Source organism: Methylotuvimicrobium buryatense, from assembly GCF_005931095.1.
In the GTDB taxonomy this organism is placed as follows: Bacteria; Pseudomonadota; Gammaproteobacteria; order Methylococcales; family Methylomonadaceae; genus Methylotuvimicrobium; species Methylotuvimicrobium buryatense.
The window spans coordinates 3,921,482-3,936,762 of record NZ_CP035467.1; the positions used below are offsets into that span (position 1 = coordinate 3,921,482).

A 15,281-nucleotide genomic window follows, 5' to 3' on the forward strand; every position below is an offset into this window, starting at 1 on the left:
ACGATGCCTGTATATCCGAGAGAAGAACTGGAAGAAATGGTCGAACGCTGGCTTCAAGCCAACCGGGACGCCGAAAAAGAAGGCAATTGGCCCAAACACCTCGGCCCGATGTATACCGACGACGCCGAGTACCGCTGGAATATCGGCCCGAATGAAGAATTCGTCGCGCGCAGCCGTAAAGAAATCGAAGAATGGGCATTAGGCGTACAAATGGAAGGCTTCGAAGAATGGCGTTATCCTTATCACCGCATCCTGATCGACGAAAAAATCGGTGAAGTGATAGGCTTATGGACCCAAGTCTCACCTGCTTTGCGTGATGACGGCACGCATTATCAAGTCGAAGGTATCGGCGGCTCATGGTTTCGTTACGGCGGCAATTATCAATGGGAATGGCAACGCGACTTTTTCGACTTGGGCAATGTGAAAGCCTTGTTCTTCGAACTGGCCGCCGACGGCAAACTCGATCCCGCCGTCAAACGAAAAATCGGCAAACTGGCCAAAGGCCAGTTGTTACCGGGTCATGAGCGCCTGCGTAAACCGCCAAGCTTCGGAAAAAAACTGAAAGGCTTTTTGGCGATGGTGCGTATCGCGCTGTTCAATCGTTGAAATATAATTACTCACGCACATGCGCCGTGGCACGGAGATTTTCGCTCATTCCTTTGGCAGGAGGAGGCTTATGACTCATAAGCGCCAACTTAGTGCCTATTCTATGGTGCGTTTATGGCTTTATTCGTCATTTTGGTATGGGTTGTCGATATCCATGTTGCATGGATACGGTGCTACGCATTGCCATCAATGGCCGTGAGCTCTAAGCTTGGGAAACAACGGACAGCGGAATATTTAGTTTTTAAATCACAAACCGGATTAACCAACGAGAATTCGATAATTTGCCTCAAGCCTCGATTGTGCACTTCAGGTAATATTCACACTTGAAACCTATAATTGCGCGAGCTTATGAACTAATGATACCGAAAATAGCTACCCACGAAACCCTATATTGTTTCGCGATTTTACGGATATCGTAGACAAACCGCTTTTTTCGGTCCATCGCTCATTTTCAAATTTGTAATAACAATAAAAAACCATGTTGACTGTAAAACCCGCTTGGAAAAAATGGCGTCTATTGAATGACCATGGACGGCATATCTGGGCATTCAAGCCCGTCTCCGATCAAATCGATCAACATCTGCACAATGCCGAAACGGTCTCGGACGAGGAAATCGCGCAATTTGCCGAAGATTTCCGCTTCGATTCGTCGATCAATCCGAATTCCGCCGACCAGGTCTACCGGCATAGCGCAATCAGCAATCAATTTCAGCCTTTCGACGGTCTCGTTCCACAAGCAAAAAGCGCCGAAGACCAAGCCGTTATCGATTCGCTCGTCAAGGGCATAAACTATTTTTCATACTTACAATGCGAGGACGGGCATTGGCCGGGCGATTACGGCGGCCCGCTATTTCTTCTGCCCGGCTTATTGATTGCTTCCTATATCAGCGGCACACCATTCCCTAAGGCACACCGCGAAATGATGAAACTTTATATTTTCAATCATCAGAACCCTGATGCGGGCTGGGGCATGCATATCGAAGGCGAATCGACGATGTTCGGCACGGTCATGCAATATGTTTCGCTGCGCATTCTCGGCGTCGATAAAGAGCATCCGGCCATCGTCAAGGCCCGAAACTGGATCAAAAACAACGGCGGGGCAGCCGGCGCTCCTTCCTGGGGCAAGTTTTATCTGGCGGTGATGAATCTTTACGATTGGCGCGGCTTTAACAGCCTGTTTCCGGAAATGTGGCTGCTACCGAAATGGCTGCCGATGCATCCGTCGCGCTACTGGTGCCACTGCCGAATGGTGTATCTGCCGATGGCCTATTGCCAGGCGCACCGTTTTCAAGCCCCCGAAGACGAGCTGGTACTATCCTTGAGAGAAGAACTCTATGAAAACTTCGACTCGATAGACTGGCCGAAACAACGCGATGCCGTATGCGACAAAGACCGCTACTATACGCCGTCGGGCGTGCTCAAATGGATGAATTTGTTCACGAACACTTACGAAAAATTCGCTAGCTCTCGGCTCAGAAAAAAAACGACCGATTACATTCTCAAATACCTCGACGCCGAAGATCAACAAACTCAGTACATTGATATCGGCCCGGTCAGCAAGGCGATCAATTCGATCTGTATTTGGCATGCTTACGGCAAGGATTCCGACCGATTTAAACGCCATGTAGAACGCTGGTACGATTATTTATGGGTTGCCGAGGACGGCATGAAAATGAATGGTTACAATGGTTCGCAGCTTTGGGATACGGCATTGGCGACCCGGGCTATTTTGGAAAGCGACTTGGGCAAACGATTTCCGAAAACCATCGAAAAAAGCTATCGCTTCATCGAACGCTCGCAAATCAAGTCCGAACACTCGACGCATGCCGAATTTTTCCGCCACCCGATGATCGGCAGTTGGCCGTTTTCGACAGCAGACAACGGCTGGCCGGTGTCGGATTGCACCGCGGAAGGCTTAAGCGCGGCTTTGTCCATACACCGTTCCGGTCTGGTTGAAGCGGTTATCGACGAGCAGCGGATGAAACAAGCTATCGACATCATTCTGTCTTATCAAAATACGAATGGCGGCTGGTCGACTTATGAATTGACGCGCGCGCCTCGCTGGTTGGAAAAACTCAACCCTTCTGAAGTATTTGCCGATATAATGATTGACTATTCCTGGACGGAATGCAGCGCCGCTTGCCTAATTTCGCTAATGGAGAGTCAAGAAGATTATCCGACCTATAAAAACGATGAGATAAGCAAAGCCATAAGCGCAGGACTCGGTTTTATAATTAAGCAACAAAAGGCCGATGGTTCCTGGTATGGCGGATGGGCCGTTTGCTTTACTTATGCGACTTGGTTTGCCGTAGAGACGTTGAGCAAGGCTCTCAATAAAGGTTATTACGATGATACGGTTTTAGCCGACAGCATCAACAAAGCTTGCGCTTTTTTAGTTGGCAAACAAAAAGCCGATGGCGGTTGGGGGGAAAGTTTCAAATCGTGTTCCGACTTGGTTTATACCGAAGCCGCGACTTCACAATCGGTCAATACCGCCTGGGCACTATTGACTTTGCTGTCAGGCAATTTTCAAGATAAATCGGTTATCGACAAAGGTATCCGCGTTTTATTGAACAAACAAACCGAGCTAGGCGACTGGCATCAAGAAAATATTTCCGGCGTATTTAACTATAATTGCATGATCACTTATGCGAATTATCGGAATATTTTCCCTATTTGGGCGCTGAACCGATATTGTAGGATCTATAATTTAAGGATGTTAGAAAAATGATGATGCGTATCAAGTAACTAAAGATGGAATCGAATTTCGACATTTGCATTATCGGCGCGGGCATGGCGGGCGCGACTATCGCCGCTTATCTAGCGCCCAAGGGTATCAACATCGCGTTGATCGATCACTGCTACAAAGAGAAAAAACGAATTGTCGGCGAGCTGTTACAGCCCGGAGCCGTATTATCGCTGGAACAATTAGGTCTCGGGCATTTATTAGACGGCATCGACGCACAACCGGTCGAAGGCTATGCGCTGCTGCAAGGCAATGAACAAACGACCATACCTTATCCATCGCCCAATCATGGCATGGGCTTGCATAACGGCCGCTTTCTGCAACAAATCAGAGCCTCGGCCTTACAAAACTCATCGGTTACACAAATTCAAGGTAAAGCCTTGAGCTTATTGGAAAACGAGCAAAACGAAATCATCGGCGTGAATTACCGCGATTCGGTTTCGAACGAGATCAAATCTATTTATGCTCCGTTAACCATTACCAGCGACGGTTTTTTTTCTAATTTTAGAGAGCTTCTCAGCAACAACGAAAAAACCGTTACCTCCTACTTTATCGGTTTGATTTTAAAAGACTGCGAAATTCCTGTGCCCAAGCATGGCCATGTGTTTTTATCGGGGCCGACACCGTTCATTTGTTATCCGATTTCCAGCAATGAAGTCAGACTTTTAATCGACTTTCCGGGCGGCCAATTTCCCAGAAAAGCATTTTTGCAGGCGCATTTAGAAACGAATGTAACGCCTTACATTCCCGAAGGCATGCAGACAAGCTACCGACACGCCCTGCAAGAAGACCGGCTTAAGGTCATGCCCAATCACTACATGGCGGCCAAGCCGAAAATACGTAAAGGCGCGGTCATGCTCGGCGATGCGTTGAACATGCGTCACCCTTTAACCGGCGGCGGCTTGACAGCGGTATTCTCGGACATAGAAATATTGAGCGGGCATTTATTGGCCATGCCCGATTTCAATAACAACGATTTAATTTATCAAAAAATTGAAGCCTATTACCGCGATCGGCAATACGCCAACGCCAACCTTAACATTCTTGCTAACGCGCTTTATGGGGTCATGTCGAACGAATTACTTAAAAATTCGGTATTCAAATATCTGCAACGTGGCGGAGTAAACGCGAAGGAATCGATTGCGATATTGGCCGGCCTAAACAAAAATCATTATTCATTGATGAAGCAGTTCTTTTTTGTCGCGCTTTTCGGCGCTTATACCTTAGTGCGCGAAAACATTACCAACCTGCCCAAGGCCACTAAAATATTATCGGATGCGTTGACCATTATTAAGCCTCTAGCTAAAAACGAGCTGTCACTAGTGGGGATTTTTAGCGATTATTTCAAGCGTTAAGGATTTTCCGATAAATAACTTCTTGAAGTTTTGAGCTTTGTCGAAGTAATTATTCAGCCCCCCTGCATTTAAAAAAGCTGGAGCTTCTCGTACCGCATTCCCAAGCAAAGAGCTTGGGAACGAGCAAATATCCCCTTGAGATACTTGAAGAACTTAATGCGCTTAATGATTAAATTGCCAAGCTTAGTTTCACACTATTTAACGTTTACGCCAGCATTGAGACCGATCGCTTGAGTGCTCGCCAGATAGGCTTCCATAATGCGGGTCGGGTCGTCGATTAGACGTTGTTTCCAATCGCCGAGTTTGATTCGGCTTTGAATTAATCCTCTTAAAACGCCGACATGCTGCGTTAAACCAACCGCAGTGGCGCCGATCAGACGATCCTCTTGAAATTGCAAATTGAGATAGCGGTATCGATCCGGATTGTAGCGCTCGACCGAACTCCCCTGCTCTACCCCCATCCAAAGACCGAACGAGCAGGCAATCAAACCCATCGTATCGAGTACGTTCATGTTAATGCTGCCCTGATGCAAAACTTCGCGGCCGCCGGCCATGTTTTTTGCAACCAATAAACCATGATCGACTGCGGTTGGCTGAATCGCTTGTACGGTATATTCGCCGGTCGAAAAATCCAGGCCTTGCGCCGCATCACCTGCAGCATAGATGCCGGTTATGTTAGTCTCTAAATGCCGATCGACCAGGATACCGTGCTCGGTTGCAACTCCGCTTCCTTCCAAAAAATCGATATTGGCTTTAACGCCGGCCGCCGAAACGACAAAATCGGCAGACAGCGTTTCGCCGGTGTCGAGCTTCACCCGTAAGCCGTTTCGTTCCGGTTCGAAAGCGGTGATCTTCGTACCGGTATGAATCGCAACGCCTTTTTCGAGACACCATTGCTTGATCAAACCTCCGGCTTTTTCGTTCATCATGCGCGGCACCATACGCTCGCCCATTTCGACAACGATCAACTGTGCTCCGCTTTTAACCAGCGCTTCCAAAATGATGCAACCGATAAAACCCGCCCCCATTAGCACGATTCTGGCTCCCGGTTTCAATTGTTCGGCGATTTTGCGGCCGTCGGCTAGCGTCCAGCAGTTATAAATGCCGGGCAAATCGATGCCTGGAATCGGGGGTTTAATCGGACTTGAACCGCTTGCGATCAAAAGCTTATCGAACGCTATCGTTTCGCCATTGGCCAGTTGTAAGCACTTGCCCGGACCGTCTATTTTTTCGACTCGTTGACGGCGTATTTCGATAGACAAGCGTTCGAAATGATCCGGCGATTTTCTTAAATACGTGCCGTTTTCGCCGACCTGACCGATCAAATAATACGGCAAGGCCATGCGCGAATAGGGCGTTTCCGGCTCGTCGCCGAATACGGTAATTCGCGCGTCGGCATCCAGTTTTCTCAATTGCTCGGCGGCGTTGATACCGGCCGGCCCCGCGCCGATGATGACATAATGCATAGTGCCTCCTACACCGACAGCCGCGACAAGGTTTCGGCTTTCGGTATGCCGTCTGCCGTCCAGCCGCGCAATTGGTAATATTCGGGGAGCATTTTGGCCAAGTCGTTGACCTTGCCTTTAGCCGGCCCCGTTTTGGCGGCTTCTTTCAACAAACGTTCGGGCAAATTGTCGTCGGCGCCGGTGAGGCCCGCATCCAAATTAAATTTTCGCTCCAGATTCCAGATGCGCTCGCCGGTTTCGAGCAAGCTATCGACGGTCCAGTCGCCGTCGCAGGCTGCGGCGATCTGTGGCGCGATATCGGCCATCGTCCATGAGAAGGTCGAAAACACGCACAATCCGGCTGAGTCCACCGCTGCGGTCGCATCCTGAAAGGCTTTCACCAAGGCGGCTTTGCCGTCGGTAATCAAGGGGTCGGTCTTTTCCGGCAAACCCATGATTTCCGATGAAACCGTGTAACCTCGCAAATGACAGGCGCCGCGATTCGAAGTCGCATAGGCCAGCCCCATGCCTTGAATGCCGCGCGGGTCGTATGCCGGAAACTCCTGGCCCTTGACCGTCATCGACAATTCGGGACGCCCGTATTTTTCGCATAAGCGTTTCGAGCCGAGACCGATTTCGCGTCCGAAGCCTTCGCCTTTAGCGGTCAACTCGGTCAATTTGACCAGCGCTTCGGCCGAACCGAATTTCAATTCGATGCCGCCGGTCTGTTCAATCGTAATCGCTCCGGATTCGTATAATTCCATCGCCGCTGCGATCGTCGAGCCGAGCGATATTGGGTCCATGCCGTCTTCGTTGCACAGAAAATTGACGTAGGTCAGCGCATCGAGATCGTCGACGCCGGTATCCGACCCCAATGCCCAGGCCGCTTCATATTCCAAACCGCCCGATGCGCCTCGGTATTGCGGTTTGTTTGTGATCGTAAAATGGCCGCCGGCAATCGTCGATATACGTCCGCACGCGATCGTGCAGCCGAAGCAGGCGGCATTCGTGACCAGATTCGGTTTGCCGTCCGAAGGGCGCGGCTCGTGCATCGCCTCGGCGGAAATCTTCGCGGCGCCTTCGAATTGCACGTCCTTGAAATTGCGAGTCGGCATCGCACCGACTTCGTTGATCACGTTCATCAAGACTTGCGTACCGTAAGTCGGCAAGCCTTCGGCAGTCACAGGTCCCTCAGCCAGTACTTTTTTACCGGCATTGACTGCTTGCATAAAGGCAACCGGATCTTTGATATTGCCGACGCCTCGCGTACCGCGAACAGCGACGGCCTTGAGATTTTTCGACGCCATCACGGTGCCGACGCCGGAACGCCCGGCGGTTCGGTGTAAATCATTGATGATCCCTGAAAACAAACAACCTTGTTCGGCGGAACGACCAACCGCCGCGATCCGCAATAAGGGATCTTGATGACGATTATGCAGCCATTCGTCGGCCTGCCAAACCGACTGACCCCAGATTTCGTCAGCCGGCAGCAATTGAGCCTTTTCGTTTTCCAAATACAAATAAACCGGAGAAGAAGCCTTGCCTTCGAAGATAATCATATCCCAGCCGGCGTTTTTGAATTCCATGCCGATAAAACCGCCGGAATTCGAGCAGGCGACCGTACCGGTCAACGGGCTTTTGGTGATGACCGAATAGCGCCCGGCGGTCGATGCCGGCGTGCCGGTCAGAGGCCCTGTCGCCATGATCAATTTATTGTCCGGCGATAGAGCATCGATTTTGGGGTCGATTTCTTCGGTTAGATATTTAGTCGCTAAACCGCGCTGGCCCAAATAGCTCAGCGCCCAATCTTTATTAAGCGGTTCTTTGCTGCAGGTGCGTTCGGTCAAATTGACGCGTAGTACGTTTCCGGTCCAGGCCATGACAATCTCCTATAGCGATTTAATCGATTGTGCGGCATGAGCGCGCATTCTTTGATAGCCGGTTTGTTCGGCATCGACATAAGTGATTGCCGAGGTCGGACAGGCTTTGGCGCATTCCGGATCGCCGCCGCACAAGTCGCATTTGGCGACTTTTCCGGTTTCGACTTGATAGTTGATGGTACCGAACGGACAGGCGATCGTACAAACTTTGCAACCGACGCATTGCTCGACGGCAACCTCTTTTGCACCGGTCGTTAAGTTGACCGTAATGGCCTCGACCGGGCAAGTATGCAGACACCAGGCTTCGGCGCATTGCGTGCAGGTATAGGGTGCGAAACGGCCTTCATGATGAAATGTGAAGACTTTGATGCGGGACTTGGAAGGATTAAAAACCCCTTCATGATGATACGAACAGGCCAGTTCGCATTGCAGGCAACCGGTACATTTTTCCGGCTCTATCTGAAGTGACTTTAGCATTCGAATACTCCTACCGCCTAAAAAAGGTTTATCCTAAAAAGGGCAGTTGACATGTGTTGTAAACCGTTCGTGCTGAGCCAAGTCGAAGCCTGAAGGGTCTACAACACTATCACCGGTTTGGTGAAGCCTCAAACTACCGTTCACCCTTCGACAGGGCTCTCCTGAGCGTAGCCGAAGGGCTCAGGGCGAACGGTAGTTTGAGACTCTCAACTGCTCTTTTTAGGTTTATAGTCGAACTCAAGTGTAAAATAAAAACCGTAAAAAGTACCCTACTGATTCATTTTTGGTTCATCGGTTTGCGTTAGCTTTAATTTCAATCCTCTGTTTCGATGAGTATTTATGAAAAAATTTGTTTTGCTGCTGGGGTTCTTTTTGTTCGCCTTAGCCCCCGAAGCCTTTGCTTTCCGCTGCGGACAACGGATCGTCCAAACCGGCGACCATATCAGCGACGTTCGCATGAAATGCGGCGAACCCGACTATGCCGATAAGCGTTTGGGCGTTTCGGGCAGTCGTTTTCGTTTTCCGCAAGGCACGCTCGACATATCCGAATATCAGCAAATTACGATCGACGAATGGATCTACAACTTCGGCCCGAGAAGGCTCAAGCAACAGCTGATTTTCGAGAACGGTATATTAATGGAAATTCGTAGCATTGGTTACGGCAATTGACTCGCAGGAACCTTTCCGACCGACGTAAAGCGTGTCAATTTAATCCTCGGGCGACATTTCAGCTCAATCCGACAGATCGACGAAGCCGTGCAAACCGCGTTTCGATTTGACCGCCAACCATTCTTTCAATTCTTTGAGCTCTTCGGTTTCTTCCAAATCGTCGAGGCTCTTTTTACTGCGAAGACGGCGAAACGCCGTTTCGAGTACCTTGTAACGTTCTCCGGTAATCCCGGCGCGCCTGAGACCGATCGTATTCAAACGGTAATGCCTGGCCGGACGTCCGCCGATCAACATGAACGGAATCACATCCATGTTGAGCCCGGTCGTACCTTGTACGATGGCATAAGAGCCCACTCGGCAAAATTGATGCACAACTACGGCACCGCCCATGAATACTTTGCGCCCGATTTCAACATGGCCGCCGATCGCGACATTGTTGGCGAATATCGTGTTATCCCCGATCGAGCAATCGTGCGCGACATGGCTGTTGTTCATGAAATAACAGCCCGAACCGATGCGCGTCGCGCCGTTTTCCTTGGTCGCCCGATGCGCGGTAAAGCCCTCCCTAAATTGATTGCCATTACCGATTTCGAGCCACGTTACGGTTTCGGGATTGAACCCTAAGTCTTGCGGCAGGCCGCCGAGCACGGCATGCGGATGCACTATATTGCCTTCGCCCATCTTGACATAACGTTGCACGACTGCATGCGGGCCGATTTGGCAGTGCGCACCGATGTCGACATCGCTTTCAATGACCGCGAAGGGCCCTATCGTGACGTCTTCGCCTAATTTTACGTTTTCTGCAATGCAGGCTGTCGGATGAATGTTTTGCGCCATCTTGGCTTATCCTCTCGGGTGAAATTTTGCGTGGAGATCTTTCAGTCGTTCGCGCGCGATATGCGTGTAAATTTGCGTCGTCGATAAATCGGAATGGCCCAACAACAATTGCACGACGCGCAAATCTGCGCCATGATTCAGCAAATGCGTCGCAAAGGCATGCCGTAGCGTATGGGGCGACAGCTCCTTGACGATGCCGGCTTCTTTCGCGCGGCGTTTGATAATATGCCAAAACGCCTGCCTTGTCATGCCGTCGCCTCGATTCGTCACGAATAAAAAAGCGCTTTGCCGCTCGCCGAGAATCGCCGGCCGTATCGTTTGCAAATAGCCTTCAAGCCATTCCATCGCCTCTTCGCCGAACGGCACCAAGCGCTCTTTATTGCCTTTTCCGGTAATCTTGACGACGCCTTGCCGAAGGCTTACCTGCTCCAAACGCAAACCGACCAACTCGGAAACCCTAAGTCCCGTCGCATAGAGCATTTCGAACATCGTTCTGTCGCGGTAGCCTAAAGGGTTCGACGTTTCGGGCGCCTTAAGCAAGGCTTCGACATCGTTTTCCGATAATGAAGACGGCAATTTTCTGCCGATATAAGGCATGTCGATCAATGCGGTCGGATCGACGCTGATCCGGTTTTCCCGAAGCTGATAAGCATAAAAACGCCGCAATGTCGACAGTAACCGAGCACTTGAACGGCTACCGATGCCTTGATTATATCTGAAGGCTAGAAATCGAGAAATATCGCCTCCTCCCACTTCCAACAGCGAGATGTTCTTGAGCCACTGCGCGAAAATAGTTAAATCGCTACCATAGGCAGACAAGGTATTGTTGCTAACGCCTTGCTCGGCCCACAACGCATCAAGGAACTGGTCGATCAAATCGCTGGGGTTCATTGATTAAACGAAGCCTCGAAAGCCAATAATTGGAGTTTAACAGCCATCGACTCGCCTTGTGTTTGTCCCGAGTAGCCGCCGGGGCCGGTTACTGAAACAACCCGATGGCACGGCACAATCAACGGATAATCGTTTCTCCGACATGCGCCGCCGACCGCTCTCGGCGCGGAATCTAAGACTTTAGCCAAATCCTTATAAGTCAACGTCGTCCCGAACGGAATCCTGAGTAATGCGTCTTGAACGGTTTGCACGAATGGGCTGCCGCGCCGTAACAGTTTGAGTTCCACGATAGCATTAGGCTCTCGCCAATAATTTTCAACCGGATCGAAGCTTTGTTTATCGTCGTTATCGAGGCTGGAGACCATGACTGGCCCACCGGGTAACCAATCGATGCCGCAAATTACCTCGCCGCACCGCTGTACCGACAGTTTTCCGGCAGGCGTTTGGAGTATTCGAATATTTTTGGCACCCTGGCACTCGCTGACCCAGTGAACGATGAAAGGCATATCGCGCTCCCATTCTTAAAAAGAATTGTCGTATCGATTAACTGTCTGTAAAAAGTGATTGAACCACGAAATACTCGAAAGTCACGAAAATTTTCAACAGTTTATAGTTACCATGGTACGCACAGCGTACCCTACAATTTATGAATAACGATGAGCGGTCCTCCGTGGGAACCCATACCTTAGCTCACTGCCATTAAGTTAAGGATTTTTCCGTTCGCCCTGAGCCTGTCGAAGGGTGAATGGAAAAATCCTGGGTCGATAAGTTAAGCCGTCCATGGTTCGACAGGCTCACCACGAACGGCTTAACTTAATGGCAGTGATACCTTAGCTGCCTAGGCAAGATCGGTATGCTGGCGCGTGGAAACAAGGAAATCCAGGTTTTTCCGGCAATAAAAAAGGCAGCCTTGGCTGCCTTTTTTATTGCCGGAACGAAGCAAAATCTCGACTTAAATTTTTTCTTTAATACGAGCGGCTTTACCGGTCAAGTTCCGCAGATAATAAAGCTTGGCTCGACGTACATCACCGCGGCGTTTAACTTTGATATCGCTGATAATAGGGCTGTGCGTTTGAAAAACCCGCTCGACGCCTTCGCCGTGAGAAATTTTTCTAACAGTAAACGCAGAGTTCAGTCCACGATTGCGTTTTGCAATCACGATGCCCTCAAAAGCCTGAATTCTTTCGCGATCGCCTTCCTTTACCTTAACATTGACGACTACAGTATCGCCCGCGCCAAATTCAGGAATATCATTTCTTAATTGTTCTTTTTCCAATACATCAATAATATTGCTCATCACCACACCTTAATTAAACCAATTCCACAATAAACTCTTGCAGCAGTTCGTATTCCACATCACTCAACTGCTTGTTTTTTAATAATTCAGGACGTCTCTGCCAAGTTCGCCCCAACGCTTGCTTCAGCCGCCAGCGCTCGATATCCGCATGATTACCGCTAAGCAGAACTTCCGGGACGACTCGGCCTTCGATATTTTCCGGCCGTGTAAAATGCGGATAATCCAGTAAGCCATCCATATGCGAATCTTGAAGGGCCGAGTTTTCATCACCAAGCACGCCAGGCAATAAACGTGAGACTCCATCGACAACGATCAATGCAGCTAACTCGCCGCCGCTGATAACATAATCGCCCAGGGACCATTCTTCATCGCAAACCGTTTCGATAAAACGCTCGTCGATACCTTCGTAACGCCCGGCAACTAATATTAATTGCTCACAATGGACCGATTCATTCAACAAGCTTTGCGTAATGGGTCTGCCTTGCGGGCTTAAATAAACGACTTTTGCACGGTCGCCAAAGCCATTCTCTTTCGCTTCGCTAACCGCGTCAAAAAGCGGTTGATACTTCATGACCATGCCGGGGCCGCCGCCATAAGGTCGATCATCGACTGTCCGATGCTTGTCGTGAGTATAATCCCGAGGATTCCAAGTCTCCAAACGGACCACACCGTTGTCTATCGCCTTACCGGTAACGCCGTATCTCGACGCGGCCTTAACCATCTCGGGAAACAGCGTAATTACATCGAAACGCATCGACCGTCGACTAAAAGTCAGGATCCCAATCGACCGTCAAGCATTTGCCGTCCAAATCGACCTCCAGGACTGTCTGCCCCATTAAAAACGGAATCAAACGTTCCCGATCTCCTCTCACCACCAAAACATCATTGGCGCCGGTTTCAAACAAGTGATCGATCACCCCCAATTCTACACCCGATTTCGTGATGACATTGAGACCGACAAGGTCAGCCCAATAGTATTCATCTTGTGCAAGTGTAGGCAACTGATCGCGTTCGATATAAATTTCCCAACCAATCAAACTTTCCGCAACATCTCGATCGTCGACAGCTTCAAGATGGGCGACTACATTTTTACCTTGTCGCTGCCCCTCTTTAACTTTAAGAGACTTGATCTCCCCGTTTTTTCTTAGCTGCCACGCCGAATAGGACAAAACATTTTCCCGCGGTTCGGTGTAAGAAAAAATTTTGACCCAGCCTTTTAAGCCAAAAACGCCGGAAATTTCTCCGACAAGGATATACTGTCGATCGGTCAAATTTTAAGCTACTGCTTTTTTAGCGGTTTTAATCAAACTGGCAACACGATCCGATGGCTGCGCGCCTTGACCTTGCCAATAAGCTACACGCTCAATATCTAGTTGTAGCTTTTGCTCATTACCACGCGCTAATGGGTTAAAAAAACCGACGCGTTCGATATAGCGCCCGTCACGACCACATCTGCTATCAGCGACAACGACTTGATAAAAAGGGCGATTTTTCGCGCCGCCTCTGGAAAGACGAATGGTTACCATCTAAAATCCTCAAAAAACATTAATCAAAAATTTAATCGACCTATTTTACGCATTTTTTTGCATAAGTGAAGGATAATTTACATTCTCATGCCGCGCATGTTGCTTTGCATACCGCGCATCATATTCGCCATGTTGCCTTTTTTGAATCGCTTCATCATTTTTTCCATCATTTTGTGTTGCTTCAAAATACGGTTGACGTCTTGCAATTCTTGGCCGCAACCGGCTGCGATACGTTTTTTACGATTGCCTTTAATCAAGTCCGGATACCGACGCTCCTGCATCGTCATTGAATTAATGACGGCAATTTGACGCGCCAACTCTTTATCGTTGACTTTATCCTTCATTTCCTTCGGCACTTGATTCATACCGGGCAGTTTTTCCATCAACGAACCGACACCGCCCATGCTTTGCATTTGCAGCAATTGCTCGCGTAAATCCTCTAAATCGAAAGTTTTGCCTTTCTGGATTTTTTTCGCCAGCTTCTCGGCTTTTTGCTTGTCGATTTTTTGTTCAATCTCCTCGATCAAACCAAGCACATCGCCCATACCCAGAATACGTGACGCGACACGATCGGGATAAAACGGCTCCAGTGCATCGGTTTTTTCGCCGACACCGATGAATTTGATCGGCTTACCGGTAATATGGCGAATCGACAACGCCGCACCGCCGCGCGCATCGCCGTCGGCCTTGGTCAAAATAACCCCGGTCAGGGGCAAGGCGTCATGGAACGCTTTTGCCGTATTGGCTGCATCCTGGCCGGTCATACTGTCGACGACGAACAAGGTTTCGATTGGATTGATCGCGGCGTGCAACGCTTTGATTTCACCCATCATTTCATCATCGATATGCAGTCGACCCGCGGTATCGACGATCAATACATCGAGAAATTTCTTTTTCGCCGCATCCAAAGCATTATTGACGATATCGATCGGCTTTTGCGAAGCGTCGCTGGCAAAAAAGTCCAACGACAAATCGTCCGCCAGCGTTTGCAACTGCTTAATCGCAGCCGGGCGATAAATATCGGCACTAACCACGCCGACTTTTTTCTTATGCTTTTCCTTCAGAAAACGGCCTAATTTTGCCGCCGTGGTCGTCTTACCGGCGCCTTGCAGGCCAGCCATTAAAATAACAGCGGGAGGATTGGCTTTAAGATTAAGCCCTTCATTCTCCTCGCCCATAACCTTGATCAGCTCCGACTGAACCAGCTTGATCATCGCTTGTCCCGGCGTCAAACTGGTTTGCACTTGCTGTCCGAGTGCCCCCTCCCTAACGCGCTCAATGAACTCGGTTACCACAGGTAACGCGACATCGGCTTCAAGCAACGCCATGCGGACTTCGCGCAACGTGTCTTTGATATTGGTTTCAGTCAGACGACCCTGACCTTTAATCGTTTTAAGCGTACTGCTTAGGCGGTCGGTTAAATTATCAAACATATCGGCATCTTTTATTTATGATTCAAACGGATGTTCGCTAACGCAAATCGGTTAGAACTATTCAGTTGGATAGTTTAACATAACCCTTTAAGATCACCTTTCGATTATTCCTTATCTCT

At 49.4% G+C, this 15,281-nt stretch carries 15 protein-coding genes; 4 read left to right on the forward strand and 11 right to left on the reverse strand.

What is annotated here, in order from left to right:
- The first annotated feature begins 3 nt into the window (after positions 1-3).
- The 3 genes from EQU24_RS17575 (at position 4) to EQU24_RS17585 (ending at position 4,707) form a co-directional block, all read left to right on the forward strand.
- The gene (locus EQU24_RS17575; RefSeq protein ID WP_017842315.1) at positions 4-606 is read left to right on the forward strand and encodes a hypothetical protein; all 603 of its coding nucleotides are present in this window, start codon (positions 4-6) and stop codon (positions 604-606) included.
- Positions 607-1,084: 478 nt separating this feature from the next.
- A complete protein-coding gene (locus EQU24_RS17580) occupies positions 1,085-3,337 on the forward strand; it encodes a terpene cyclase/mutase family protein (protein WP_017842314.1) in 2,253 nt (750 codons plus the stop codon).
- 23 nt (positions 3,338-3,360) lie between these two features.
- The gene (locus EQU24_RS17585; RefSeq protein WP_017842313.1) at positions 3,361-4,707 is read left to right on the forward strand and encodes an FAD-dependent monooxygenase; all 1,347 of its coding nucleotides are present in this window, start codon (positions 3,361-3,363) and stop codon (positions 4,705-4,707) included.
- Between the two features lie 194 nt (positions 4,708-4,901).
- Here EQU24_RS17585 and EQU24_RS17590 read toward each other — a convergent pair whose 3' ends face one another.
- From EQU24_RS17590 to EQU24_RS17600, 3 genes are read right to left on the reverse strand one after another with little or no spacing between them, the layout of a single operon-like run.
- The gene (locus EQU24_RS17590; protein ID WP_017842312.1) at positions 4,902-6,173 is read right to left on the reverse strand and encodes an NAD(P)/FAD-dependent oxidoreductase; all 1,272 of its coding nucleotides are present in this window, start codon (positions 6,171-6,173) and stop codon (positions 4,902-4,904) included.
- Between the two features lie 8 nt (positions 6,174-6,181).
- A complete protein-coding gene (locus EQU24_RS17595; protein ID WP_017842311.1) occupies positions 6,182-8,032 on the reverse strand; it encodes an aldehyde ferredoxin oxidoreductase family protein in 1,851 nt (616 codons plus the stop codon).
- A 9-nt stretch (positions 8,033-8,041) separates the two neighbouring features.
- A complete protein-coding gene (locus tag EQU24_RS17600; RefSeq protein WP_014147263.1) occupies positions 8,042-8,509 on the reverse strand; it encodes a 4Fe-4S dicluster domain-containing protein in 468 nt (155 codons plus the stop codon).
- 339 nt (positions 8,510-8,848) lie between these two features.
- Here EQU24_RS17600 and EQU24_RS17605 point away from each other — a divergent pair, with 339 nt between their 5' ends.
- Positions 8,849-9,178 carry a DUF2845 domain-containing protein gene (locus tag EQU24_RS17605; protein WP_017842310.1) on the forward strand — a complete coding sequence of 110 codons (330 nt, stop codon included), beginning with the start codon at positions 8,849-8,851 and terminating at the stop codon, positions 9,176-9,178.
- A 63-nt stretch (positions 9,179-9,241) separates the two neighbouring features.
- On the opposite strand, the gene lpxA is transcribed toward EQU24_RS17605, so the two are convergent.
- The 8 genes from lpxA to ffh all read right to left on the reverse strand — a co-directional run bounded on the left by lpxA (position 9,242) and on the right by ffh (position 15,162).
- Positions 9,242-10,015, reverse strand: a complete 774-nt coding sequence (gene lpxA, locus EQU24_RS17610; protein WP_017842309.1) for an acyl-ACP--UDP-N-acetylglucosamine O-acyltransferase — start codon at positions 10,013-10,015, stop codon at positions 9,242-9,244.
- Between the two features lie 6 nt (positions 10,016-10,021).
- On the reverse strand, positions 10,022-10,906 hold the full coding sequence (gene xerD, locus EQU24_RS17615) for a site-specific tyrosine recombinase XerD (protein ID WP_017842308.1): 885 nt from the start codon (positions 10,904-10,906) through the stop codon (positions 10,022-10,024).
- Positions 10,903-11,412: a methylated-DNA--[protein]-cysteine S-methyltransferase gene (locus EQU24_RS17620; RefSeq protein WP_014147259.1), complete on the reverse strand. Its 510-nt coding sequence runs from the start codon at positions 11,410-11,412 to the stop codon at positions 10,903-10,905. The genes xerD and EQU24_RS17620 overlap by 4 nt, the downstream gene beginning before the upstream one ends.
- A gap of 446 nt (positions 11,413-11,858) precedes the next feature.
- Positions 11,859-12,203 carry a 50S ribosomal protein L19 gene (rplS, locus tag EQU24_RS17625; protein ID WP_014147258.1) on the reverse strand — a complete coding sequence of 115 codons (345 nt, stop codon included), beginning with the start codon at positions 12,201-12,203 and terminating at the stop codon, positions 11,859-11,861.
- 13 nt (positions 12,204-12,216) lie between these two features.
- The gene (trmD, locus tag EQU24_RS17630; RefSeq protein WP_017842307.1) at positions 12,217-12,957 is read right to left on the reverse strand and encodes a tRNA (guanosine(37)-N1)-methyltransferase TrmD; all 741 of its coding nucleotides are present in this window, start codon (positions 12,955-12,957) and stop codon (positions 12,217-12,219) included.
- 10 nt (positions 12,958-12,967) lie between these two features.
- Entirely contained in the window at positions 12,968-13,474 is a 507-nt protein-coding gene (rimM, locus tag EQU24_RS17635) for a ribosome maturation factor RimM (protein ID WP_017842306.1), read from the reverse strand.
- 3 nt (positions 13,475-13,477) lie between these two features.
- Positions 13,478-13,729 (reverse strand): 30S ribosomal protein S16, encoded by a 252-nt coding sequence (gene rpsP, locus EQU24_RS17640; RefSeq protein WP_014147255.1) that lies wholly within the window; start codon positions 13,727-13,729, stop codon positions 13,478-13,480.
- A 77-nt stretch (positions 13,730-13,806) separates the two neighbouring features.
- Positions 13,807-15,162: a signal recognition particle protein gene (gene ffh, locus EQU24_RS17645; RefSeq protein ID WP_017842305.1), complete on the reverse strand. Its 1,356-nt coding sequence runs from the start codon at positions 15,160-15,162 to the stop codon at positions 13,807-13,809.
- Between the last annotated feature and the right edge of the window lie 119 nt (positions 15,163-15,281).

Excerpts from the sequence above, each read along its gene's own strand:
- EQU24_RS17575 (WP_017842315.1), top strand. The coding sequence starts at position 4 with ATGCCTGTATATCCGAGAGAAGAACTGGAAGAAATGGTCGAACGCTGG.
- EQU24_RS17585 (WP_017842313.1), top strand. The coding sequence starts at position 3,361 with ATGGAATCGAATTTCGACATTTGCATTATCGGCGCGGGCATGGCGGGC.
- EQU24_RS17595 (WP_017842311.1), bottom strand. The coding sequence starts at position 8,032 with ATGGCCTGGACCGGAAACGTACTACGCGTCAATTTGACCGAACGCACC.
- rplS (WP_014147258.1), bottom strand. The coding sequence starts at position 12,203 with ATGAGCAATATTATTGATGTATTGGAAAAAGAACAATTAAGAAATGAT.
- EQU24_RS17600 (WP_014147263.1), bottom strand. The coding sequence starts at position 8,509 with ATGCTAAAGTCACTTCAGATAGAGCCGGAAAAATGTACCGGTTGCCTG.
- EQU24_RS17580 (WP_017842314.1), top strand. The coding sequence starts at position 1,085 with ATGTTGACTGTAAAACCCGCTTGGAAAAAATGGCGTCTATTGAATGAC.
- EQU24_RS17605 (WP_017842310.1), top strand. The coding sequence starts at position 8,849 with ATGAAAAAATTTGTTTTGCTGCTGGGGTTCTTTTTGTTCGCCTTAGCC.
- ffh (WP_017842305.1), bottom strand. The coding sequence starts at position 15,162 with ATGTTTGATAATTTAACCGACCGCCTAAGCAGTACGCTTAAAACGATT.
- lpxA (WP_017842309.1), bottom strand. The coding sequence starts at position 10,015 with ATGGCGCAAAACATTCATCCGACAGCCTGCATTGCAGAAAACGTAAAA.
- rpsP (WP_014147255.1), bottom strand. The coding sequence starts at position 13,729 with ATGGTAACCATTCGTCTTTCCAGAGGCGGCGCGAAAAATCGCCCTTTT.
- EQU24_RS17590 (WP_017842312.1), bottom strand. The coding sequence starts at position 6,173 with ATGCATTATGTCATCATCGGCGCGGGGCCGGCCGGTATCAACGCCGCC.
- trmD (WP_017842307.1), bottom strand. The coding sequence starts at position 12,957 with ATGCGTTTCGATGTAATTACGCTGTTTCCCGAGATGGTTAAGGCCGCG.
- EQU24_RS17620 (WP_014147259.1), bottom strand. The coding sequence starts at position 11,412 with ATGCCTTTCATCGTTCACTGGGTCAGCGAGTGCCAGGGTGCCAAAAAT.
- xerD (WP_017842308.1), bottom strand. The coding sequence starts at position 10,906 with ATGAACCCCAGCGATTTGATCGACCAGTTCCTTGATGCGTTGTGGGCC.